This is a genomic window from Alteriqipengyuania flavescens, assembly GCF_030406725.1.
Taxonomy (GTDB): domain Bacteria; phylum Pseudomonadota; class Alphaproteobacteria; order Sphingomonadales; family Sphingomonadaceae; genus Alteriqipengyuania_B; species Alteriqipengyuania_B flavescens.
The window spans coordinates 554,315-576,695 of record NZ_CP129107.1 but is presented as its reverse complement, the minus strand read 5'-3'; the positions used below and the strand labels follow the sequence as shown (position 1 = coordinate 576,695).

General features: G+C 65.6%; 25 protein-coding genes and 1 tRNA gene. 13 read left to right on the top strand and 13 right to left on the bottom strand.

Features of this window, described 5'->3' with window-relative positions:
• Window positions 1-18 precede the first annotated feature (18 nt).
• Window positions 19-2,823 (bottom strand): ATP-binding protein, encoded by a 2,805-nt coding sequence (locus QQW98_RS03070; protein ID WP_290136085.1) that lies wholly within the window; start codon window positions 2,821-2,823, stop codon window positions 19-21.
• The gene (locus tag QQW98_RS03065) at window positions 2,820-3,212 is read right to left on the bottom strand and encodes a response regulator transcription factor (protein ID WP_290136084.1); all 393 of its coding nucleotides are present in this window, start codon (window positions 3,210-3,212) and stop codon (window positions 2,820-2,822) included. Before QQW98_RS03065 ends, QQW98_RS03070 begins: the two co-directional genes overlap by 4 nt.
• A 103-nt stretch (window positions 3,213-3,315) precedes the next feature.
• Here QQW98_RS03065 and QQW98_RS03060 point away from each other — a divergent pair, with 103 nt between their 5' ends.
• On the top strand, window positions 3,316-4,071 hold the full coding sequence (locus QQW98_RS03060; protein WP_290136083.1) for a hypothetical protein: 756 nt from the start codon (window positions 3,316-3,318) through the stop codon (window positions 4,069-4,071).
• Between the two features lie 50 nt (window positions 4,072-4,121).
• Window positions 4,122-4,562, top strand: coding sequence for a DUF2721 domain-containing protein (locus QQW98_RS03055; protein WP_290137076.1), 441 nt, complete (start codon window positions 4,122-4,124; stop codon window positions 4,560-4,562).
• Here QQW98_RS03055 and QQW98_RS03050 read toward each other — a convergent pair.
• From QQW98_RS03050 to QQW98_RS03035, 4 genes are all read right to left on the bottom strand, one after another.
• On the bottom strand, window positions 4,559-4,864 hold the full coding sequence (locus QQW98_RS03050; RefSeq protein WP_290136081.1) for a polyhydroxyalkanoic acid system family protein: 306 nt from the start codon (window positions 4,862-4,864) through the stop codon (window positions 4,559-4,561). The genes QQW98_RS03055 and QQW98_RS03050 overlap by 4 nt on opposite strands.
• Window positions 4,864-5,637, bottom strand: coding sequence for a hypothetical protein (locus QQW98_RS03045; protein WP_290136080.1), 774 nt, complete (start codon window positions 5,635-5,637; stop codon window positions 4,864-4,866). Before QQW98_RS03045 ends, QQW98_RS03050 begins: the two co-directional genes overlap by 1 nt.
• Window position 5,638: 1 nt before the next feature.
• A complete protein-coding gene (locus QQW98_RS03040) occupies window positions 5,639-6,844 on the bottom strand; it encodes a toxic anion resistance protein (RefSeq protein ID WP_290136079.1) in 1,206 nt (401 codons plus the stop codon).
• 136 nt (window positions 6,845-6,980) lie between these two features.
• A complete protein-coding gene (locus tag QQW98_RS03035) occupies window positions 6,981-8,723 on the bottom strand; it encodes a fatty acyl-AMP ligase (RefSeq protein WP_290136078.1) in 1,743 nt (580 codons plus the stop codon).
• Window positions 8,724-8,865: 142 nt separating this feature from the next.
• Here QQW98_RS03035 and QQW98_RS03030 point away from each other — a divergent pair, with 142 nt between their 5' ends.
• From QQW98_RS03030 to QQW98_RS03015, 4 genes are read left to right on the top strand one after another with little or no spacing between them, the layout of a single operon-like run.
• On the top strand, window positions 8,866-9,435 hold the full coding sequence (locus QQW98_RS03030; protein ID WP_290136077.1) for a regulatory protein RecX: 570 nt from the start codon (window positions 8,866-8,868) through the stop codon (window positions 9,433-9,435).
• Between the two features lie 2 nt (window positions 9,436-9,437).
• Window positions 9,438-9,929 (top strand): DUF192 domain-containing protein, encoded by a 492-nt coding sequence (locus QQW98_RS03025; RefSeq protein ID WP_290136076.1) that lies wholly within the window; start codon window positions 9,438-9,440, stop codon window positions 9,927-9,929.
• Between the two features lie 48 nt (window positions 9,930-9,977).
• Window positions 9,978-10,394, top strand: coding sequence for an NADH:ubiquinone oxidoreductase subunit NDUFA12 (locus tag QQW98_RS03020; protein ID WP_290136075.1), 417 nt, complete (start codon window positions 9,978-9,980; stop codon window positions 10,392-10,394).
• A complete protein-coding gene (locus QQW98_RS03015) occupies window positions 10,391-10,930 on the top strand; it encodes a DUF2155 domain-containing protein (RefSeq protein ID WP_290136074.1) in 540 nt (179 codons plus the stop codon). The genes QQW98_RS03020 and QQW98_RS03015 overlap by 4 nt, the downstream gene beginning before the upstream one ends.
• Here QQW98_RS03015 and aat read toward each other — a convergent pair.
• Window positions 10,846-11,556, bottom strand: coding sequence for a leucyl/phenylalanyl-tRNA--protein transferase (aat, locus tag QQW98_RS03010; protein ID WP_290136073.1), 711 nt, complete (start codon window positions 11,554-11,556; stop codon window positions 10,846-10,848). The two genes, QQW98_RS03015 and aat, sit on opposite strands and share 85 nt — an antisense overlap.
• Window positions 11,557-11,700: 144 nt before the next feature.
• Between aat and QQW98_RS03005 the strand changes: the two genes are divergently transcribed.
• Both QQW98_RS03005 and QQW98_RS03000 read left to right on the top strand, forming a co-directional pair.
• Window positions 11,701-11,776, top strand: a tRNA-Trp gene (locus QQW98_RS03005).
• 190 nt (window positions 11,777-11,966) lie between these two features.
• A complete protein-coding gene (locus QQW98_RS03000; RefSeq protein WP_290136072.1) occupies window positions 11,967-12,119 on the top strand; it encodes a hypothetical protein in 153 nt (50 codons plus the stop codon).
• Window positions 12,120-12,203: 84 nt separating this feature from the next.
• Here the strand turns inward: QQW98_RS03000 and QQW98_RS02995 are convergent, their stop codons facing one another.
• Window positions 12,204-13,727 (bottom strand): alanine/glycine:cation symporter family protein, encoded by a 1,524-nt coding sequence (locus tag QQW98_RS02995; RefSeq protein WP_290136071.1) that lies wholly within the window; start codon window positions 13,725-13,727, stop codon window positions 12,204-12,206.
• A gap of 260 nt (window positions 13,728-13,987) precedes the next feature.
• Here QQW98_RS02995 and secE point away from each other — a divergent pair, with 260 nt between their 5' ends.
• The 4 genes from secE to rplA all read left to right on the top strand — a co-directional run bounded on the left by secE (window position 13,988) and on the right by rplA (window position 16,091).
• Entirely contained in the window at window positions 13,988-14,203 is a 216-nt protein-coding gene (secE, locus tag QQW98_RS02990) for a preprotein translocase subunit SecE (RefSeq protein WP_290136070.1), read from the top strand.
• Between the two features lie 57 nt (window positions 14,204-14,260).
• Window positions 14,261-14,797, top strand: a complete 537-nt coding sequence (nusG, locus tag QQW98_RS02985) for a transcription termination/antitermination protein NusG (RefSeq protein ID WP_290136069.1) — start codon at window positions 14,261-14,263, stop codon at window positions 14,795-14,797.
• Between the two features lie 159 nt (window positions 14,798-14,956).
• Window positions 14,957-15,385, top strand: a complete 429-nt coding sequence (gene rplK / locus QQW98_RS02980; protein ID WP_290136068.1) for a 50S ribosomal protein L11 — start codon at window positions 14,957-14,959, stop codon at window positions 15,383-15,385.
• 4 nt (window positions 15,386-15,389) lie between these two features.
• Entirely contained in the window at window positions 15,390-16,091 is a 702-nt protein-coding gene (rplA, locus tag QQW98_RS02975; protein WP_290136067.1) for a 50S ribosomal protein L1, read from the top strand.
• Between the two features lie 175 nt (window positions 16,092-16,266).
• Here the strand turns inward: rplA and QQW98_RS02970 are convergent, their stop codons facing one another.
• The 5 genes from QQW98_RS02970 to QQW98_RS02950 all read right to left on the bottom strand — a co-directional run bounded on the left by QQW98_RS02970 (window position 16,267) and on the right by QQW98_RS02950 (window position 20,237).
• Window positions 16,267-16,563 (bottom strand): YadA-like family protein, encoded by a 297-nt coding sequence (locus QQW98_RS02970; protein WP_290136066.1) that lies wholly within the window; start codon window positions 16,561-16,563, stop codon window positions 16,267-16,269.
• Window positions 16,564-16,809: 246 nt separating this feature from the next.
• Window positions 16,810-17,571, bottom strand: coding sequence for an anti-sigma factor (locus QQW98_RS02965; RefSeq protein ID WP_290136065.1), 762 nt, complete (start codon window positions 17,569-17,571; stop codon window positions 16,810-16,812).
• Entirely contained in the window at window positions 17,564-17,725 is a 162-nt protein-coding gene (locus QQW98_RS13900) for a sigma factor-like helix-turn-helix DNA-binding protein (protein ID WP_319023302.1), read from the bottom strand. Before QQW98_RS13900 ends, QQW98_RS02965 begins: the two co-directional genes overlap by 8 nt.
• Before the next feature lie 244 nt (window positions 17,726-17,969).
• Window positions 17,970-18,725, bottom strand: a complete 756-nt coding sequence (locus QQW98_RS02955) for a competence/damage-inducible protein A (protein ID WP_290136064.1) — start codon at window positions 18,723-18,725, stop codon at window positions 17,970-17,972.
• Window positions 18,726-18,728: 3 nt separating this feature from the next.
• Window positions 18,729-20,237 (bottom strand): flavin-containing monooxygenase, encoded by a 1,509-nt coding sequence (locus tag QQW98_RS02950; RefSeq protein ID WP_290136063.1) that lies wholly within the window; start codon window positions 20,235-20,237, stop codon window positions 18,729-18,731.
• A 103-nt stretch (window positions 20,238-20,340) separates the two neighbouring features.
• Between QQW98_RS02950 and QQW98_RS02945 the strand changes: the two genes are divergently transcribed.
• The gene (locus QQW98_RS02945) at window positions 20,341-22,317 is read left to right on the top strand and encodes a TonB-dependent receptor (protein WP_290136062.1); all 1,977 of its coding nucleotides are present in this window, start codon (window positions 20,341-20,343) and stop codon (window positions 22,315-22,317) included.
• Window positions 22,318-22,381: the final 64 nt, after the last annotated feature.

The following is a 22,381-nucleotide window of genomic DNA, read 5'->3' as shown; positions in this document are numbered from 1 at the left end:
CCGCACACAGGCTCCCGGTCAGGCGGCGCGCAGCAGGGCCTCGGCAGCGGGCGGCGCGGCGATCTCCGCATCCTCGGCCTTCAGCGCCAGTTCGAGATTGCTGGCGAGCTTGCCCAGCTCCTCCTCCCCGAACATCCCGGCCGTGCCTGCCAGCTTGTGCGCGGTGCGCGCGACTTCGAGCGCGCCCTCGCCGGTGAACTGGCCCTCGCGCACGAGCCGGGCCACCGCGTCGAGCGCTTCGCGGCGGCGGGCGAGCCATTTCTCCTGCAGGCTATCCGATGGCGGGGGCGCGGCAAAGCCGGTGGGGAGAGGCGGCGGCGGGGGGGCCTCGCCGCCAGCCGCTGTGCCAGCCATGCCGCCAACCTCGCCGCCATTCTCGACGCCGTCGCCCAGCCAGCGCGAAAGCGCGCCCGCCAAATCCTCGTACCGGATGGGTTTGAACAGGTGGTCCTGCATCCCGGCGCTGCCTGCCGCCGCGCGATCCTCGTCGAAGGCATTGGCGGTCAGCGCGACGATCGGCAGCATGTCGCCATCGATCCCGGCCTCGCGGATTTCGCGCGCGGCCCCGTATCCGTCGAGCCTGGGCATCTGCACGTCCATCAGGACGAGGTCGAAGGGCTCGCCCGCCCTGTGCGCCGCGATTGCCTTGTCCGCCGCCTCGCGACCGTCTTCCGCATGCACGACGCGCTGGCCGCAATTCTCCAGCATGGCGGTGGCAAGGATGCGGTTGATGTCGTGGTCCTCGGCAAGCAGGATGCGCCGCCCGTGCGGCACGTTCATCCCGGTTTGCTCCGGCATCTCGACCGCCGCACCGTCCTCGTTCGCCTCGACCAGCGGCAATTCGAGAGTGAAGCGGGAGCCTTCGCCATAGGTACTCGCCGCGGTCAGCGTCCCGCCGAGCAGCTCGGCGAGCTGGCGGGAGATGGTGAGGCCCAGCCCGGTCCCGCCGAAGCGGCGCGAGGTGGCATTGTAGGCCTGCTCGAAGGGTTGGAAAATCGATTCCAGCCGGTCTTCCGGAATGCCGACCCCGCTGTCGCTGACCGACGCTTCCAGCCTTCCGTCGACCCCGGCGTGCACCGCGATCTTCACCCCGCCTTCGGACGTGAACTTGATCGCATTACCCAGCAGGTTGAGCAGGATTTGCCGCATCCGCAGCCCGTCGGTGCAGATGGTCCGCGGCAGTCCCTCCTCGACCTCGCACGTGAGCGCGATTCCCTTCGCCGCCGCATTGGCCGATTGCAGTTTCACGCAGTTGTCGACGAGATGGCGCAGGTCGACGGGTTCGGGGGACATCACGGTCTGGCCGGCCTCGATCTTCGAGATGTCGAGAATGTCGTTGAGAAGGCGCATCATCGTCTTTCCGCTTTCGGCGATCAGCTGCACCTGGCGCGCTTGTTCCGGCGGCAGGTCGCTGCGCTGGAGCAACTCGGCAAAGCCGAGCACGCCGTTCATCGGGGTGCGGATCTCGTGGCTCATGTTGGCGAGGAATTGCGACTTGGCCGTGGCCGCGTTTTCCGCATGGCGCCTGGCGCGGATCAGCTGCGCTTCCAGCGCGACCCGCTCCGTCACGTCACGGGCGCACACGATAATCGAACGCTCCTCGTATTGCCGGTCATCGACCAGGGCGCAGTCCGCCTCGATGTAAACGGGCGTGCCGTCCGCCGCATCGAGCGGGCGGCGGTAGGTGAAGCGCAGGTTGTCGACCTCGCCGCCGGTCAAACGGGCGAGGGCGTCGGTAATGGAAACTTCTGCGTCGGTATGTAGGCCGGTGTCGGTCCGTTTGCCGATAAAATCGCCCGGCGGACGGCCGAGGACCGTGCGGACGGAAGGCGAGGCATCGATGCACACCCCGTCGAGGTCGAAGCGCATCACCGCATCGGTGAGGTTGTTGGCGAGCAGCGCCAGCTTGCGCTTCTGGTCCTCCAGCGTGCGCAGCAGGCGGCGTTTCTGCCGGAGGGCGGCGGCGACTGGGACACCGGTCAGGAAGACCGAGGCGAGGAAGGCCTGCAACACCATCAGCCGCTGGTCGAGCGGGGCGGCCATCAGCGAGATCGGGCCGCTGTCGTACGCCGTTGCGACGATCGCGACCAACGCAATCCAGATCGTGCCCATCACCGTGGCCAGCAGGCCGAGGTGGTAGGCGAAGACGACCACGACGGTCGCGCAGAAAAACAGCAACGGGTAGGAGCTTTGCGCAAATACGCCCACCACGACCAGCATTCCGAGGGGCATGATCCAGCCCCGCGTGCCGCGCAGGTCCAGCCATTTACGGCCCTCGCTGTCGATGCGCCGGCAGCCGGCGAGGGCGTCCCACAGGATCAGCACGCTCGGCAGGCCGAGCATCATGCCGAGCGAATCCGTCAGGTACCAGCGCAGCGTCTCGCCCCATTCCAGCTGGCCGGTCAGCGGCAGCAGCAGGCCGACCAGCGGAGCGAGTACACAGGCGGCGAGGAGGAACTGGCCGACAAATTCGAGCCGGGAGGGGTCGGGACGCTCCCCGAACCAGCGGCGCAGCAGGAGCACCGCGACGGCGATCTCGGCGACATTGACCGCCGAGAATGCGAGCGAGGTCGCCAGCGCGCTTCCTTCAACCAGGTTGATGGAGACGCCGGCCGCGAAAATCGCTGCCAGGGTCAAGCCCAGTCGTGTCGAGGGAATGCGCAGAATCATCGCCACCGCCACCGCATTGGGCAGCCACACGGCGGCGAACTGTTGATCGCCGCGGGTCAGCTCAATGCTACCCGCGGCGATCGCCAGGAAACCGAGCGCGATGGCTATCGCGCCGGCCATCGACCGCATGATCGGAACAGCGTGCCCGGTCATGCGATCAAACTGCGCTGGCAGGGATGCCGCACGAGCAGCGCGGCAATGCGGCGCGCGAACTCGTGCGGCGAAAACGGCTTGGCGAGGAAATCGTCCGCGCCCGCCCGCAGGATTTCCAGCGTGAAGCGCGGATCGTTTTCCGCCGTGACCATCATAACCGGGATCGCTGCCCTCATCCGCGCCGCACGGATGACCTGCAGCACCTCCAGCCCCGAACGGCGCGGCATGCGATGGTCGAGCACGATCACGTCGGCGGATGCCTGGGCATAGCGATCGAGCAATTCGTCTCCATCGCCGACCACGCGGACTTCGTGACCGCCGTCGATCAGGCAGGCGCGCATGGCGGCCCCCTGCAATCGGTCGTCTTCGGCTATCAGGATACGGCTCAATTCGTTTCCCCCGCTGAGGCTTGCGGGGGTAGGGCTGCCTCCTTAATCGTAGCGAAGCCGAGACTTCGGTAGGAACGCGTAACACGAGGCGGACCCGGACACGATGAGCGATACCGAATTGCCGCAGGAGCGAACCGGATACCTGGGCGCGAAGAAGTGGAACTGGAAGACGATCATCGTGGTCGCCGCGCTCCACGTGCTGATCTTTGCCGGGCTGATCCGGGCACTGGCGCCCAATTTCGTCGCCGATGCGGTGGACAGCGTGGAATCGCTGGTCACGGTGACCGTCAACACGCCGGACGAACCCGAGCCGGAGCCGACGATGGCGCCGACGCGCGAGCCCGATGCAGGCCAGGAAGGCGCTGCGGGCGAGCGGGCCACCCCGCGCGAAGTGACCGCCCCCGAAACCCGCATCACGCCGAGCGCGCGCCCCGCGCCGCGTGCCAGCTCCACCGGCAATGACAACCGCTCCGGCGCCAGCGAAAGTGGCAGCGGCACTGGCTCGGGCAACAGCGGCGACGGTACGGGCGGCGGCGGAACGGGCAATGGCAGCGGCGCCGTGGGGATCGCCACGCGGCCCTCGGTCAGGTCGGGCGCAATCGACGAGGCGCGCGACTTTCCCATCCCCCAGGGCGGGCGCGAAACGCGCTTCGGCAAGCGGGTGGAAGTCATCTTCACGGTGACGACCGACGGGCGGGCGCGCGGCTGTTCGGTCAGGTCTTCCAGCGCGGATGCCGACACCACCGCCCGCGTATGCCCGCTCGTGATGGAGAAGGTCCGCTTCAACCCCGCGATCGACACCAACGGCAATCCGGTGGAGGCGCGCTATGGCTATCGCGTGGATTTCCGGGCACGCTGACTTGCAGTAAACGCACTGGTCGCGGCGCGATCGCGGTCTAGATGGCGGGCATGATCGCCCAGACCATCCAGCTTGCGCTGACGCCCGTGTTCGTCCTCGTCGCCATCGGCAACATTGCCGGCACGCTATCCAACCGCCTCGGCCGGGTGGTCGACCGCAGCCGGGCCCTGCAAGTGCGCCATGCGAACACCGCCGATACGGAACATGACCGCGTCGTGTGGGAATTGCGCGTGGTGAACCGCCGCATCCGGCTGATCAATGCGGCGCTGCTGAGGCTGGTGCTGTCAGGCCTCTCCATCGGCCTCACCGTGCTGGTGCTTTTTGCAGAAGAGACGTTGGCGGCGGACTGGCAGCTGATTGCGGCCGCCACCTTTTCGCTCGCCATCGTGCTGCTGATGTGGTCGCTGCTCCTGTTCCTGCGGGAGACGCGCGCCGCGACCGAGGCGCTTGCGATCCCCGACGACTACCTGGAGCTCGATCGCAAGCTCTAGGCTTTCGGCGGGGCGAGCAGCTTGGGCGCCTGGCTGCGGATCGCGCTCTGGATCATCGGCTCCACAAAGCTCAGCATGCCGGGCAGTTCGATCTGGAAGATGACCTGGTGCTCTTCCACGATGATGTCGCCGGTGATGGCCTGGCCCATCGCGCCGACCTCGATGGCGAGTACGTCTTCGCTCTTCCAGTAATTGCCGACCTTGGCACCGCCGGGGACGAAGTCCTTCAGCTCGCCGATATTCTCGCGCAGGCGGCGGCGCACCTCTTCCTTGGGCAGCTGGTGGGGGATCGCGGCACGCATCAGTCGCGGCCCTCTACCGTGCTATCGACTGGGCCATCAACCGGGCTGGCGGGGTCGCCGTACTTGTATTCGAGGAAGCGTCCGCGGACCGACAGTGCATCGAGGTTACCTTCCGCCAGATTGCGGGTGATCCCGTCGATCTCCTTGCTAATCTTGGCGAGGCTGTCGGTCAGTTGCTCGTCGGGCGTCTTGCCGTCGGCGCGTTTCTCGCTGCGCAAATGCTGCGGGACCTTGCGATAGCTGTCGACCATTTCGGGCAGGTGTTCGCCCACCAGCTTGCGCACTTCGACCGCTTGCGGGGTATTCTGGTCCAGCCCTTCCAGCTGCACGCCGAGCGCATCCAGCTGCACGCCGATGCCGTCCACCACCTTCACCGCTGGCGGCGGCAGGGCGGGGCGCTGCGCTTCCAGCCACAATTCGGTGCGGCCGACCATCGTCTTGACGTCGCCCTTGTTGATATCGGCGCGCCGGGGCGTCTTCACCTTGTTCATCGATACGGCGCCCACGACCACGCCGATGGCCAGCAGCGTCAGCATCACGCCCCAGAAGCCGATGCCGTTCAGGATCGCGCCTGCAACGCCCGCCGCGACCAGCACGGCGACGACGCCCAGCGCCATCTGCACCAGCTTTTTTGCGTAATGCTTCGCCTTCAGTTCGGCCGAGCCGCGCCCGATCGAATGCTGCAGCCGGTGGCGGCCGCCGCTGCGATTGTCGTCGCGCACCCGGCGCGCTTCGGCCAGGATCCGGTCGCTATCGGGCGTGTAGTCGCCCAACTCAGCTCTCCAGTTCCAGCAGCCCGGCGCTTTCCGCCTGCTTCTGGGCCTGCGCCTGGCCTTCCGCGCGGGCGATGTAGCCCTTGGATTTCTCGACCTCGTCCGTCAGCACGTTGACGGTCTGCTTCATGCTGTCGAGCGCCTTCAGCTTGAAGGTGTCGACCTCGTCCATCGTGTCGTAAATGTTCTGGAAAGCGCGCTGCAGCGTTTCCAGCGGGATGGTGCTGGAGGCCGCCTGCTCGTGGATCTTGCCGGTCTGTTCGCGCAGCAGCGTGCCGGTGGAATCGATGATGCCGGCGGTCGTTTCATTGAGGCTGGTGATCTGTTTCAGCACCAGCCGCTGGTTGGTCATCGCCTGCGCCACCGTGACCGCGGTGCGCAGCGCGCCGACGGTGGTGGTGCTGGCGCGGTCGACGCCCTTCACCAGTTCGACGTTGTTCTTCTTGACGAGGTCGAGCGCGAGGTAGCCCTGCACGCTCACCGCCATTTGCGTCAGCAGGTCCTGCGTGCGCTGGCGGACATAGAACAGCGCCGTCTCGCGGATGGCCTTGGCCTTGGCCGGATCGCTCGAATCGAGCTCGGCCGCCTTTTCCTCCAGCCGCTCGTCCAGCGTGCGGGAGATGTGGATCATCTGTTCCAGGTTGCCCATCGCTTCCCACAGCTTCTGGCGCTCCACATCGATGGCGGCATTGTCCATCAACAGTTCGTCCTTGCCGCTGGAAAGCCGCGCCAGGATCGCCTGGATGTGGCCCTGGCTCGACTGGTAGCTGTCGAAATATTTCTTCAGCGAATTGCCGAAGGGGATGACGCCGAACAGCTTGCGGCCGCGCAGCTTGCCCTTGCGGCCGGGATCGAGGTCCTCGACCGTGCGGCGCAGTTCTGCCAGGTCGTTGCCAACGCCGGTATCCTTGTCCATCGCGCGGATCGGCCGGTCGAGGAACCGGTTGGACATCTGCGCCGCCGCCATGATTTCCTTGCGGCCCATGTTGGTGATCTGGTCCACCTTCTTGCCGAATTCGGGCGAGGCGGCATCCTGACTGACGAGGTCGGTGATGAAGCTTTCGACCTTTTCATCGAGCTTGCTCTTCTTCTCGTCCGTCACGGGCACCAGGCCGACGGCCTTTTCGGGCGCGACCTCGGGCACCGGATCGGGCGCGGTCAGCTCGAATTCGACGGCAGTCTTGGTAGCGGTCTCTGTATTGGCCATGGCCCGGATGGTCTCCCGTTGGTATTCGCTTACTGTATTAGTCGCTTAAGACACGCGTTTCAAGCGTAAACGATGGCACGCAGTATGCCTACGGGTTTTGCGGATCGGGCTTCGGGTGGGTGCGGTTGCTGTGGTATCAGGCCGCTTCGCGCAGTTTGAACGGTTCGATTTCGCCACTGAGGTACTGTTTCTTCGCCTTGGCGCGGCTGAGCTTGCCGGAGGAGGTGCGCGGCAGGGTGCGCGGGGGCACAAGTTCCACCACGCAGTTCATGCCGGTGACGCTGCGGACCGTGTCCTTGATCTGCTCGTGCAGGCGGACCCGCTCGTCCGGGTCGCTGACGCGGCAATGGACCAGCACCGCGGGCGCTTCCTCGCCGGTGTCGGTTTCGATCGCGAAGGCGGCGATGTCGCCGTGGTTGAAGCCGGGCAACTGCTCCACCGCCCACTCGATATCCTGCGGCCAGTGGTTCTTGCCGTTGATGATGATCATGTCCTTCGCCCGGCCGACGATGAACAGGTAGCCATCGGCCATGTAGCCCATGTCGCCTGTGTCCAGCCAGCCATCGACCATGCATTCGGCCGTCGATTCCGGATCGCGGAAATAGGAGTGCATGACGGAGGATCCGCGGCACCAGACCTTGCCGATCTGGTGGTCGGGCAGCGCCCTGCCGCCTTCGCCCCGGATCGCCACTTCCATGCCTTCCACGGGCTTGCCGCAGTTCACGATGGCGCGATAGCGGGCCGGGCGGGCGAGGTCGCGGGCGTGGCCCGACAGGCGCTCTTCCTCCACCAGTTCGACGCGAATGCCTTCGCCCGGCGGCATGATGGTGACCGCCAGCGTGGCTTCGGCAAGGCCATAGCTCGGCAGGAAGGCGCTGGCGGAAAAGCCCGCATCGGCAAAGGCGTTGACGAAGCCCTGCATCACGTCGGGCCGGATCATGTCCGCCCCGTTGCCGGCGACGCGCCAGCGCGACAGGTCGAAGCGTTCGGCGACATTGCTCTGGCTGGAGATGCGCCGCGCGCATATGTCGTAGCCGAAGGTGGGCGAATAGCTGAGCGTGGTGCCCGGATTGCGGCTGATCATGTCGAGCCACGCCAGCGGGCGGCGGGCGAAATGTTCCGTCTTCAGGTAATCGGTCGAAACCTGGTTGGCGATCGGCGACAGCAGGCACCCGACGAGGCCCATGTCGTGGTACCACGGCAGCCACGAAACGCAGCGGTCGCCCGGCTGCAGTTTTATGCCGAGCCCGTGCGCGGCAAGGTTGGCGAGCAGCGCCTCGTGAGTCACCGCAACCCCGTGCGGGAAGCGGGTCGAGCCGCTGGAATACTGCAGGTAGCAGATGTCGTCCGGCTTGCTTTGCGGCAGCCCGGCATCGGGCACCTCGCCGGCGCCGAAATCTTTGTAGCTGGCGCCCTTGCAGCCCTGCCGGTCGGCGGCGGCCTGCGTCATTTCGGAAATTTCTGCCGGATAAAGCAGCATCACCGGGTCGCTGCTCGACAACTGGACCGCCAGCTGGTCGACATAGCCTTCCTTGCCGCCGAAGCTGGTCGGCAGTGGCAGGGGCACGGGCCACACGCCGGCATAGACCGCGCCGCAGAAGGCAGCGGCGAAATCGGGCGCTGTCTCGGCGATCAGTGCCAGCCGGTCGCCCGGCTTCAGCCCGGCTGCGACCAGTCGGCGCGCCATGGCGATCGCATCGTCGCGCAATTCGGAAAACGGGTAGGCCCGCTCCAGGTTGCCGCGCGCGTCGTGGAAATTGAGGCCCAGCGTGCCGCTGGCTGCGTAGTCCAGCGCTTCCCCGAATGTCCCGAAATCGGAAAAACGCCGTTCCTGCGAACAGTCATTGGGGGTGGGTTCGATGGTGGAATCGGTGGTCATATTGTGTTTTGATTGTCCTCGAGTTGCTGGCGCCCCCTCGGCTACCCGTGCAAATTCAGCGATTTATGCGTGCAGTGACGCTCCTCACGCTTAACGAGGCCTTTCCCATTCTATACCGACTGTGGCACGAATATGGCCGATTATGACGGCTTCACCATCGTCCCGCCGCGGAAAACGCCCGCCGAAGCCGCTGGATAGCGCGAGTCTGCGCGATCTGGCGCTGTCCTATGTCGCCCGGTTTTCCACCAGCACGGCAAAGCTGGAGGCCTATCTGAAGCGCAAGTTGGGCGAACGCGGGTGGGACGGGGAGGGCCAGCCGGACCCGACGGGACTCGCGGCGCAGTTCGCCGACCTCGGCTATATCGACGACGAGGCCTATGCGCGGATGAAGGCCGGATCGCTGCTGCGGCGTGGCTATGGCGCGCGCCGGATCGAGGGTGCTTTATTCCGCGACGGGATCGACGAGGACGGGAGGCAGCGCGTGGCCCCGAGCGGGCCAGAAGCGCGCCAGGCGGTGCTGGCGCTGGCGCGCAAGCGACGTTTCGGGCCCTTTGCGCTCGAGCGCGGGCAGGAGCTGCCCGACCGGCCCACCCGCGAAAAGCAACTGGCCGCCTTGCTGCGCGCCGGGCACCCTCTCGACTTCGCGCGCGAAATGGTGAATGCGCAGACGGTCGAAAACGCAGAGGATTGGGCCGCACGATGCGAGGATTGAAAATGCTTGATGGGCTGCGCCTGGCAGGCGCCCTGGCCGGGGCCGCGGCCCTGCTGGCGTGTTCGCCGCAATCCGAAGTCGCGCAGGCAGAGCCGACCCAGTCGGCCAGCGTCCATCCCGAATCGGGCCTGGAAATCATTCCCGTGACGGTGGAGACGGCGGACGGGACCTTTACCTTCCGCACGGAAGTGGCGGCAACCGCGCAGGAACAGGCCAAGGGCATGATGTTCCGCACCGAAATGGCGCCGGACGAAGGCATGATCTTCCCCAGCGAGGAACCGCGCGAGCGCAATTTCTGGATGCGCAACACGCTGATCCCGCTCGACATCATCTTCATCGGCCCGGACAGCCGCATCGCCAACATAGAGGCGGACGCGGTTCCTTACGACGAAGGGCAGTACAGCAGCGCCGGCGCCGTGATCGCGGTGCTGGAGATACCCGGCGGCCGCGCAGCCGAGCTGGGCATTGTCCCCGGCGCCAAGGTGGAGTGGTAGGGGAAACCTTGCTTGCAGGCCGCCGTCACGCGGGGTAACGGAGCGCGCATGTCCATTCTCGGCAAGATCTTCACCTGGTGGAACGGCGCCACGATCGGCACCAGCCTGTTCACCATGCGGCGCGGCGAAAAGGTCGGCACCGATGCCGCCGGCAACACCTATTACCGCGCGAAGAACAAGCGCGAGAACACGATTGGCTCCTACATCGGGGACGAGCGGCGCTGGGTCATCTACGAAGGCAACAACGATGCCAGCAATGTGCCCGCCGAATGGCATGGCTGGCTGCACGGCGCGTTCGACGACGTGCCGGAAAGCAACCTGCCACCGCCGCGCATCTGGGAAGCGGACTATTCCCCCAACGCGACCGGCACCGACACGGCATATCTGCCGCAGGGCGCATTGCAGCGCGGCGGCAAGGCTGCGCCGGCGCGCGGCGCCTATGAAGCGTGGACGCCCGACGCGTGACCGGGCGTAGCGCTGCCTGCGCGGCCGCGCTGCTGCTGCAGCTGGCCGCCTGCGGAAGCGGCGAGCCCGATGCCACGCCGACCGAGGAAGCGACTGAAGTCCCAGAAGAATTCGCGCAGAGCGAGGAACCCGAAGCCGTCGAAGACGCGGAAAGCCTTGGCACCCCGCGCGAGGAGCGCGTCGCGACGCTCGGCCTGCTTAACAAGCGCAACAACGTCAGCCGCGAGATCGAGATCAAGCCTGGCGAGGCGAAGCGCATCGGCAATGTCGTGGTGCGCCTGTCCACTTGCGAAAAAAGCCCGCCGTGGGAAATGCCCACCCAGACCGCCGCTTTCGTGCAGGTCGCGGTCCAGCAGCGGCAGGACATCGGCGAGGACCTGGAATGGCAGCGGGTCTTTTCCGGCTGGCTGTTCAAGGAATCGCCGTCCGTGAACGTGGTCGAGCACCCGATCTACGACGTCTGGCTCAAGGAATGCGCGATGAGCTTCCCGGGCGAGGAAGCAGACGAACCGGCTGCGGAGAGCAACGAGGCATAGCCTTGCGGCAAATGCGCGGGCTCGCCGTCGCGCGCCGCCTCGATCAGCGCCAGGTACTCCGCCTGCGGCATTTCGATCGCGCCCAGCGAGGCGAGGTGGTCGGTCATGAACTGGCAATCGAGCACCGCCGCGCCCGCTGCATTCAGGCTCGCCACCAGCCACGCCAGCGCGACCTTGCTGGCATTGGACGCGCGGCTGAACATGCTCTCGCCGCAGAACACCCGGTCGAAGCCCACGCCGTAGAGCCCCCCGACCAGTTTTTCCTCGCCTTCGAAATCCTGCCAGCATTCGATCGAATGCGCATGGCCTTCCATGTGCAGCGCGACATAGCTCGCCTCGATGCGGTGGCTGATCCAGCTGCCCGGATGATCGGGCCGCGGCTCCGCGCATTCGCGCACCACTTGGGCAAACGCCGTGTTGCAGGTGACGCGGAACCTGTCCTGCCGGATGGTCTTGGCAAGACTCTTCGAACAGCGGAAGCCGTCCAGCGGCAGGATCGCCCGCTTGCGCGGTTCGACCCAGAACACCTCGCTGTCCTCGCGGTCGTCCGACATGGGGAAGATACCGCTGCGGTAGGCCAGCAGCAGGACCCGCGAAGGGATGAGGGGCGGCGTGGGGGCGTGCATCGCTCTTGCCGCGCTAGTCCATTGGCGCGGGCAGGGGAAGGGCGGCGCGTCGTGCATGGCATTGGGGCGCAGGGCAGAAGGGGCAGGGCAGAAGGGCGCTTGCCAGCATCGCCGCCAGTGACTAGAGGCACAGCCCGGCCACGCAGGGGTGTAGCTCAGTTGGTAGAGCATCGGTCTCCAAAACCGAGGGCCACGGGTTCGAATCCTGTCACCCCTGCCAGGCCGCCAGGCTAAACGCCTCGTTTCCCGAAATTTTCTGCGATGTCCTCCCTCCCGCCATTTCAGCGGCCTGCGATGGTTAAGCTGGGCCTTCGCGCCATGGTGAAGCATGTCTTGCGGGGAACCTGCGTGGAGTCCCGTGCATTTGATCTTCCGGACGGAGCGGATTGGCAAACAGGGAAGGACTTCCGATGTCAGCATTCAGCTTCAAGAGCAGCAGGCCCGACAGCTGGACCCAGCCGCGCGCGCATCAGGACCCGATACTGCGCGATTACATGTACGGCAAAATCCAGCCGATGGAGGAACCGCGCGGTATCTTCTCGCGCCTCTTCGGCATGCGCTGACCTGAAACTTCAAGAATCACGACAAAGGGGGCCGGCCGCACTGCGCGACCGGCCCCCTTTTCGTGCCTGAAAGGCGCGCCGGGCCTAGTACTCGTTCGGCTCTTCCGGCGTTTCGGCGGTGAAGGTCTTGCCGGCGGTCTTTTCCCCGCGGGCCAGCGCGAACACCACGCCCGACAGCAGCAGCAGGGCCAGCAGGTTGGGCACCACCATCAACGCGTTGGCGATATCGCCCATGCGCCAGATGAGGTCGCTTTCGCGGCTCGCACCCACGAAGATGCCGACGCACCACAAAACGCGCCAGCCCATGTGCAGCACCTTCTCGCCCTTCAGCGTCGAGCCGGGGAACCGGTCGTAGATGAAGGTGATCGCGCGTTCGCCGTAATAGCTCCACGTCAGCAAGGTGGTGAAGACGAACAATAGCAGCGCCACGCTGGCGATCAGCGTGCCGAGCGGGACCGCGGCGATCTCGAACGGGAAGGCCGCGGCAAACGCGCCGCTCGTCACTGCGAACCCGTCGAGGTCGGCCTGCCATGCGTGCAGCACCGGCTGGCCGTTGTGGGTGAAGTTGCCTTCCACCGTCAGGATGACCAGCGCGGTCATGGTGCAGATCACGATCGTGTCGATGAAGGTGCCCAGCATCGCCATCCGGCCCTGGAACTGCGGATCGTCCGTCTGCGCCACGGCGTGCGCGATCGGGGTCGAACCCTGGCCCGCCTCGTTCGAGAACAGGCCGCGGGCGACACCGGCACGGATGGCCAGGATCACCGCCGCGCCCACGAAGCCGCCGCTCGCCGCCTGCGGATTGAACGCGCCGTTGAAGATGCGGCTGAAGGTTTCCGGGATGTCCTGAATGTTGAGCAGGATCGCGATGATCGCCATCACGATATAGGCAGCGGCCATCACCGGCACGACCTTTTCCGCGACATTGCCGATCGACTTGATCCCGCCGATGATGACGATGAAGACGAGGATCGCGACGATCAGCCCGCCGAGCCATTCCTCGATCCCGAACAATTCGTTCAGCCCGTCCGCCACCGCGTTCGCCTGGATGGCGTTGCCGGTCACGAGGCCGCTGATGAGCGTGCCGATGCAGAAGAAGATCGCGAGCCAGGTCCATTTCGGGCCGAGACCCATCATGATGTAGCTCATCGGGCCGCCGCGCTTGGTCCCGTCGCTGGCGGTTTCGCGGTAGCGGATCGCGAGCGCGCCTTCGGCGAAGGCCAGCGCCATGCCGAACAGGGCGGTAATCCACATCCAGAAGATCGCACCCGGGCCGCCCAGTGCGATCGCCGTGGCAACGCCGGCGAGGTTACCGGTGCCGACCTGGCCCGACAGTGCGGTGGAAAGCGCTGCGAACGGCGAAATCTCGCCCTCGCCGCCGCTCTTGCGCCCGGCGAACAGGCCCTTCAGCGCCGGCCAGAGGTTGGTCACCGGATAGGCACGAAGGCCCACCATGAACCACAGGCCCGCACCCAGCAGGATGATGGCGAGCGGCGGGAAGGGCAGCACTTCGGCCCCGTCCCACGTTCCGCCCCAGATGAAATCCGCCACGTTGGTGACGGGGCCGAGCATGCGCTCGTCGAATGTTGCTGCCTCAGTGCTTGCCATTACGTGCAAGTCCCCTCCAGAATTTGTCCCTGCCGCCCTGCTATCGGCGCGGGCGGGCGCTGACTAGGGGCTTGTCCCGCTTTTCTGCCGAAACGCGCAGGGCTGTTGCCGCGCAATCCTTGCAAGGCGGGCATCCACACGCTACATCGCGCGGCGTCTTCCGACATTTTGGAGCCAAGCCCCTCCCGGATCAGCCCGGGGCGGCGCGGAGCCTATGGCGAAAGGCAAAACGACAATTTCTTTGCAAGGCAGCGAGAGCCATGGCCGACAACAGGGCTGACAAACCGAAGGTAACCCCCGGCGAATTCATGCGCCAGGTGCAGGCCGAAACGCGCAAGATCGTTTGGCCCTCGCGCGAGGAGACGGTGAAGATGTCGATCTTCGTCGGCATCATGGTGGTGATCCTGTCGCTGTTCTTCCTCGGCGTCGATTCGCTGTTCGGCGCGGTGGTGAAGTTCCTCCTCACCCTCGCCTGATCGGCCGACGCGCCGAAGCCTGACCCAATTCATTCGCATACGGGAATTTTGAGACAGATGAGCCGCTGGTACATCATCCACGCCTATTCGGGCTTCGAGAACAAGGTGCGCGACGCGATCCTCGCCGAGGCCGAGCGGCTGGGCCTGCAGGAAGGCGTGGAGGAGGTCGAGGTCCCGACCGAGACCGTGACCGAGATCAAGCGCGGCAAGAAGGTGCAGACAGAACGCAAGTTCATGCCCGGCTATGTGCTCGCCAAGCTCAAGATGACCGACGATATCTACCACCTGGTCAAGAACACGCCCAAGGTGACCGGCTTCCTCGGCAACAACAACAAGCCGCAACCGATTTCGGAGCGCGAGGCCGCCCGCTATTTCGGCGGCGTGGAAGAAGCCAAGAACGCGCCCAAGAAGGACATCAGCGTCGATTACGAGATCGGCGATGCGGTCAAGGTTTTGGACGGTCCCTTCGCCAGCTTCAACGGCGTGGTGGAAGAGCTCGACTTCGACAAGAACAAGGTCAAGGTCAGCGTGTCCATCTTCGGTCGCGCGACGCCGGTGGAACTCGACTTCGAACAGGTCGAGCTGGTCAAGTAATCCGGTTGCGTTTCGGCGTCCCGTCGATTAGGGGCGCCGCTTCGCCTGCCACACGGCGGGCGATTCCACGCGGGAGGCGGTCTCCGGGCTGCCGTTTGCACCGCTTACCATGAGCCCGTTTGCGGAAGCGGCGGGCGACAGTGAGAAAGGAGGCCTCTCATGGCCAAGAAGATCGACGGCTATATCAAGCTGCAGGTGCCCGCGGGCGCTGCCAACCCGTCACCCCCTATCGGCCCGGCACTGGGCCAGCGCGGCGTCAACATCATGGAATTCTGCAAGGCGTTCAACGCCGCGACGCAGGACTTGGAAAAGAGCGCCCCGATCCCGACGGTCATTACCGTCTATGCCGACCGTTCGTTCAGCTTTGAGACGAAGACCCCGCCCGCATCCTTCTACCTCAAGAAGGCTGCCAAGCTGAAGTCGGGTTCCAAGGAACCGGGCAAGGTCGTCGCCGGCACCGTGTCGCGCGCTGCCGTCAAGGAAATCGCCGAGGCCAAGATGAAGGACCTCAACGCGAACGACATCGACCAGGCCATGAAGATCATCGAGGGCTCCGCGCGCTCGATGGGCCTCGAAGTGGAGGGCTAAGGACATGGCTACCCTGACCAAGAAGCAGAAGATGGTCGCCGAAAAGGTCGACAGCGAAAAGTTCTACACCGTGGACGAAGCCTTCGCGCTGCTGCGCGAGATCGCCGAAACCACCAAGTTCGACGAAAGCGTCGAAGTCGCCATGAACCTGGGCGTCGACCCGCGTCACGCCGACCAGATGGTCCGCGGCGTGGTCTCGCTGCCGGCCGGCACGGGCAAGGACGTCCGCGTCGCCGTGTTCGCCCGTGGCGACAATGCCGACAAGGCCACCGCCGCTGGTGCCGACAAGGTCGGTGCTGAAGACCTCATGGAAGACATGCAGAACGGCAATCTCGATTACGATCGCGTGATCGCGACGCCGGACATGATGGCCGTGGTCGGCCGCCTCGGCAAGGTGCTGGGCCCCAAGGGCCTGATGCCGAACCCGAAACTGGGCACCGTCACCCCGAACGTGGAACAGGCTGTGAAGGACGCCAAGGGCGGCCAGGTCGAATACCGCGTCGAGAAGATGGGCATCATCCACTCCGGCATCGGCAAGATGAGCTTCAAGGACGAAGACCTGCGCAAGAACTTCGACGCGCTGACCGAAGCGGTCGTGAAGGCGAAGCCGTCGGGCGCGAAAGGCAAGTATGTCCGCAAGGTTACGTTGACCAGCTCGATGGGCCCCGGCCTGAAGATCGACCTCGGCGAAGTCGCCGGCGCGTAATCATTCGCTGCTTGCGCGCTCGCAAGCGCGACGAGAACAAGAAAGGGGCCGGAGGAGAAATCCTCCGGCCCCTTTCGTTACTCCCTCCATGTGGATCGAAAAAACCGGGGCCGGGTTTCCAAGGGAGCGTCACCCGGCCCCGTCCTTCCTGATCCGCAGGAAGAAACCGTAGGACTTACCAGGCGACCTGGAAGCCGCCGCGAGCGCCGACTTCGCCGCTGTTGAAACCGACACCGACGCCGGCCGAAACCGAGGCGTTGTCGCCGACCCGGGCGTCTTCGCCGCAGGCCAGCGCGTCTTCGCCGTGGGCCGTAGCGGTGGCGGTGGTGTTGGACATCGCCGTGTCGTTGTTGAGGACGCACTCATAACCGCCGTCGCCATCGATTTCCTCTGCGCCGGCTGTGGTGGCGAAGCCGAGCGAGGCGGTGTCGACTAGCAGGGCTGCGGCGAAACGTGTGTTGAAATTCGACATATTCTTCCCTCTTCCGAAAATGCGGATCAGAAGCCGGTAATCGTCGATCATTCCCGTCCGGCTTTGGAGAGGGCGGCGCCGGGTTGCACCCGGTCCATTACCCTGTCGTCTCGCCACGATCGCCCATCAACGGCTTGCCATCCAGCGGATGACGCAAGCAGCTACGCAGGATCTGCCGACTGGATGCCGCGGAACGGGAAAGAATTTGCGTGGAAGTCGCAGCCTTTTGAATTGCTGCGGAAAATATCAGACCTGGTCGAGCGGTCCGGCAACGAGGATCGGGGGCGACGGCGCATCATGGGGCGCCCCGCCGCGTTGCTCGATGGTCACGGCGAGCGTTGCACCTTCGACCAGCAAGGCGTGCTCTTCGGCAGAGAGATCGCGCTCGAACTCGCCGCTTGCCGGGATCAGGCCGAGAGAGACCGGCGCGCCGCCTTCGGGGACGACCCACAATTCAGGCGATTGTTCAGGCCCCGGCTCGAAGCCGCGGATCTTGAGCGCCAGCCGCTCTGCCGACGGGTCGATGACGCTGGCGATGCCGAGGGAACCGCTCTCGTCGCTGAGCTGCGCGACGAGCTGCGGTCCGCGCCGGCTTTGCGTCGGCTCCACGGCAGGGCCGACAGCAGCTGGTCGCGGCGTAGCGAGGAACAGGGCAAGCGCAGCGGCGGCCAGGCCTGCGCCGCCTACGGCAAGCGCCACGCTCCAGCCAGCCGTCCGTGACGAAGACGTCTCCGACATGCTGACTGGAGTGTAGCCCGATCGGCGCGCATCGAGACGCTGCTCGATCGCTCGCCAGACGCCTGCGCCAGGCGACATCGCAGCAGCTTGTTCCGCCATCGTGCCCAGACGATTGGCCCACCAGGTGACGGCAGCAGCGAAATCCGGATCGGCCAACTGGTCGCGTCTGGCCGCAGCCAGTTCCTCGCCCTCGAAGACGCCGAGCGACAATTCGCCCGCGCGGACGAAGCGTTCGTCTTCGGGTGAGAGGGCGGCCAGGTCGTCAGCCACCGAGACACCCTTTCAGCCCAAGAAGCCCGCGGCGAATCCAGCTCTTCATCGTGCCCAGCGGCATGCCGAGGCGTTCGGCGAGCTGCGAGTGGGTCAAGCCGTCGAAGAAGGCGAGGCGGATACAGCGGCGATGATCCGGCTTCAGTTCATCCATGCACCGACGCAGCGCGGCATTGCCTTCGGCGGTCGCGCAAGTGGCGCAAGACGATGCCGAACAGTTTCGCGCTGGTGGCGTCATATACGACTTTCAGCGAGTCACGCTCGCCGCGCGCGACGCCGTCCATCGCTCGCACCAAGGCGGCGCGGCGTTGCGCCATGTCGGATGAACCGGTTTCCCCCACCTGCGACAGGGCTAAGAAAAAAACGCTTTTGCGTAAGTGTCTTAACGATTGGGCGTATCAAACCCCGCCCGGCTGCCAGTCCCATCCGGCCTCGCTTAGGCCCTGGCACAGCGCGTCGAGGCATTGGGCGAGCTCCGCCGCATCGGTGCTGCGGATCACGAAATTGGCGCCGACGCGGCCCTCTTTGAAGAAGGGGTAGCTGCCGATCTGGCATTGCTCGTGCGCCTTTTCGACTTCGCGCAGCAGGTCCGACACTTCGCTTTCGGGAATGAAGCCGCCGATGGTTTCGGACAATAGTGGCTCGCCGCCTTCCAGCGTGCCGGTCAGCGCGTCGAGCATCCCGGCGGTGATGTGGGGGACGCCGGCCATGAGGTGGATGTTGCCGATCTTGATCCCCGGCGCCCCGCTCATGCGATTGGGGATGAGGTCGCCGCCTTCGGGCACGCGGGCCATGCGCAGGCGCCCTTCGTTAAGGCCCCCCTTGTCGGCATAATACCGCTCCAGAATGGCGCGCGCTTCGGGGTGGACCACCACATCGACGCCGAGCGCGCGGGCGACGGCATCCACAGTGATATCGTCATGCGTCGGGCCGATGCCGCCGGTGGTGAAGAGATAGTCGTTCGCTTCGCGCAGGGCGTTCACCGCCTCGACGATCCGATCCTCGACATCGGGGACCACGCGCACTTCGGCGAGCCGGATGTTCTGCACCTGCAGCCAGCTGGCGACTTGCGCGATGTTCTTGTCATGGGTGCGGCCGGAGAGGATTTCGTCGCCGATCACGACGAGCCCGGCGGTCCAGATACGCTGTGCCAAGTCCTACTCCGCCGCCTCTAGCGTGTCGTCGGCCTGCGCGATCAGCGCGTTCCCGCTCGTGAAAGCAAGGATGCCATCGTCGATGGGGTCGCTCGCCATGCGCTTGCGGTCGGTCACATATTCCTGGTTCAGCCGCCACGGATATTCGACCGCATTCTTCGGCATGATGTCCTTGGAACGCTGGATATACCCGCTGGAAAAGTCGAAAATGTCGTCTTCCTCCAGCGCCGCCTCGTCGGCCACGGTCAGCACCGGCACGGCAAGATCCGCATCGCGGGCCCGCATCTCGTTCAAAACGCGGCAGATATAGTCGGAATTGATGTCCGCCCGCAGCGTCCAGCTGGCGTTGAGATAGCCAAACACCACCGCAAGGTTCGGCAGGTTCGAGAACATGCAGCCCTTGTAGTAATATCGCTGCGCGAAATCGACTGGCGCGCCGTCATGGCTGACCGCAATCTTGCCCGCGATGGCGAGCTTCAGGCCGGTCGCGGTCACGACGATGTCGGCCTCCAGGAATGTGCCGTCCTTGAGGCGCACGCCGCTTTTTTCGAAGCGTTCGATATGGCCGGTGACGATGTCCGCCTTGCCCGCCTTCATGGCTTCGAACAGGTCGGCATCGGGCACCAGGCACACGCGCTGGTCCCACGGGTCGTAAGGCGGGGTGAACGTCGCCGCATCGTAATCCTTCCCCAGCGCCTTGCGGATGCGCTTGGTCAGGTTCTTCTTCATCTTTTCGGGCTTGTTGCGGGCCAGCTTGAAGCCCAAATCCTGCATCTTCACGTTCTTCCACCGCGTGATCCGGTAGGCGGTTTCCTCGGGCAGGATCTTGCGCAGGAAATTCGCAATCCGGTCCTTTGCCGGGCGGGAGAACATCCATGTCGGCGTGCGCTGCAACATGGTGACCTTTGCCGCCTTGTCCGCCATCGACGGCACGATGGTCACCGCGGTCGCCCCGCTGCCAACGACCACCACCTTCTTGCCCGCGTAGTCGAGGTCTTCGGGCCAGAACTGCGGGTGGATCACCTGCCCCGCGAATTCGCCGAAGTCGAAGCCGGGGTCGTAGGGTTCGTCGTAATCGTAATAACCGCTGCCGAGATACAGCCATCGCGCGGTGATACGCTTGCGCTCGCCATCGGACGTCTCGACGGTCACGGTCCAGCGTGCCGACGCCGTGTCGAAGTCGGCACAAGTTACCGTGTTGCCGAAGCGGATATGCCGGCGGATACCGCGTTCGTCGACGATGCGGTCGAGATATTCGAGGATCGAGGGACCGTCGGCGATGGATTTTTCGTGCTTCCAGGGTTCGAACACGAAGCCCAGCGTGTGCATGTCGCTGTCGGAGCGGACGCCCGGATAGCGGAACAGGTCCCACGTCCCACCCAGGTTCTCGCGCCGTTCCACGATGGCGTAACTATGGTCGGGGCACATCTTTTCCATGTGAACGGCCATGCCGATGCCGGAAATGCCTGCACCGACGATCAGCACGTCGACGTCTGGTTGGGTGTCGCTCACGAAAAGGCTCCGATACTTGGGTTTAATCGACAGGTTAAACGACTGTTCCCGCCATAGCCATAGCGGCGTTGCACGCGCGGACCGCATGGGGCAGGGCGACATCATGCGTCGCATCCTGATACTTGCCCCCGCGTTCCTGCCGTCGCCCGCTGCCGCGCAGGACACCGAGGAGCCGGAAGAGATCGTCGTCACCGCCGGCCTGCCCGCCACGCCGGGGGAGGCCGCCTATGCGACGAGCGAGATCGACCGCGAACAGGTGGTGTCCGCGCCATCGGGCCGGATCGACGAGGTGTTGCAGGGCGTGGCCGGGGTTCAGCAGTTCCGCCGCTCCGACAGCCGCTCTTCCAATCCCACCGCGCAGGGCATCACGCTGCGCGCGCTGGGCGGCAATGCGACCAGCCGCGCGCTGGTGACATTAGACGGGGTGCCGCAGGCCGACCCCTTCTTCGGCTATATCCCCTTTGCCGCCATCGCGCCGGAAACTATCGGCAGCGTGCGAGTGACGCGCGGCGGCGGGGCGGGTCCGTTCGGCAGCGGGGCGCTGGTCGGCACGATCGCGCTGGCGAGCGCCGGGCCGGACCTTATCAACGGGGCGCTCGCCTCCAGCTCCGTCAATAACCGCGGGGAAACCGAGGTCGCCGCAGTATTCGCGCCGCGTATCGGCGAAGGCTACCTGCTCGCCAACGCCCGATGGGACCGGGGCGAGGGGTTCTTTACCGCGCCAGAAGACGACCGTGTGGCCGCCAGCGTGCCAGCCGCTTTCGACAGTCTTTCCGGGGGCGTGCGACTGGTGCAGCCGGTCGGCCCGAACCTCCGGGCAGAGCTTGCCGGCCGAGCCTTCCGCGACGAGCGCACCCTGCGCTTCGCCGGGGCGGACAGCCGAATCGCCGGGCAGGACTTGTCGCTGCGGGTGAGCGGCGGAGGCGACTGGCAGGTGGAGGCGCTCGCCTATGCGCAGTGGCGCGATTTTTCGAACATCGTCGTCAGTTCGACCAGCTTCGTGCCCGTGCTCGACCAGCGGGAGACGCCGTCGACCGGCTTCGGCGGGAAGGTGGAAATCCGGCCGCCCGTCGGCGCCGACGCGATCCTGCGCCTCGGCACAGACCTCCGGGTCGCGGAGGGCGAGATCGCCGAGGACCGGATCAGCGCCGCGAGTGGCAACATCTTCGCGTCGCGCGCCGCAGGCGGGAGGACAAGCGACCTCGGCTTTTTTGCGGAATTCGACCGGCGGTTCGGCCCGCTGGTTCTGACGGCGGGGCTGCGTGCGGATCGCTTCGGCGTTACCGGCGGCTTCCAGTGCGATTTCGATGGAGGCGGGACGCTGTCGGGGGAGGTCTTGCCCGCCGACCGCAGCGACTGGGGCGTCACCTGGCGCGGCGGTGCGGCCTACGAGATCACGCCCCGCCTGTCCGCGCGCGCTGCGGCCTATCGCGGGTTCCGCCAGCCGACACTGAACGAGTTGTATCGCCCCTTCGTGATCTTTCCGCTCGTCACGCTCGCCAATCCCCAGCTCGAGAACGAGGAACTGACCGGCTTCGAAGTCGGCGCGGACTGGCGCGGCGAAGACGGGGCGGAATTGTCCCTCACCCTCTTCGACAACCGGCTGGAGAATGTGATCGCAAATTCCGCCATCGGCCCCAACCTGCGCCAGCGCCGCAACCTCGATGCGATCGAGGCCAGGGGTATCGAGGCTTCGGCGGGCTATGGCGCGGGGCCGCTGCGGATCGATACGTCGCTCGCCTACACCGACGCGGCGCTGGCATTGGATGGCAGCCGCCCGCCGCAAAGCCCTGCCTTTTCCGTCACCGCCTTCCTGCGCTGGGAGGCTTCGGAGAGGGCGCGCGTGATTCTATCGCTGCGCCACGTCGGTGAGCAATTCGAAGATGCCGATGGGGCCGATGTTCTGCCGGCCTTCACTACTTTGGGAGCTACTGCCAGCTATCGCGTCGCAGGCCCGTTGGAGCTGGTGTTGCGGGGCGAGAACCTGACCGACGAAACCATCGTGACGAGCAATTCCGGGGGCTCCGTCGACCTCGGCGTTCCGCGCACCGTGTGGCTCGGAATTCGCTCCGGTTTATGAGCATCGGACCACGCTCGATATCTTATCAAATCATAGGAACCGGCGAAACTGGAAGCGGTTGCCA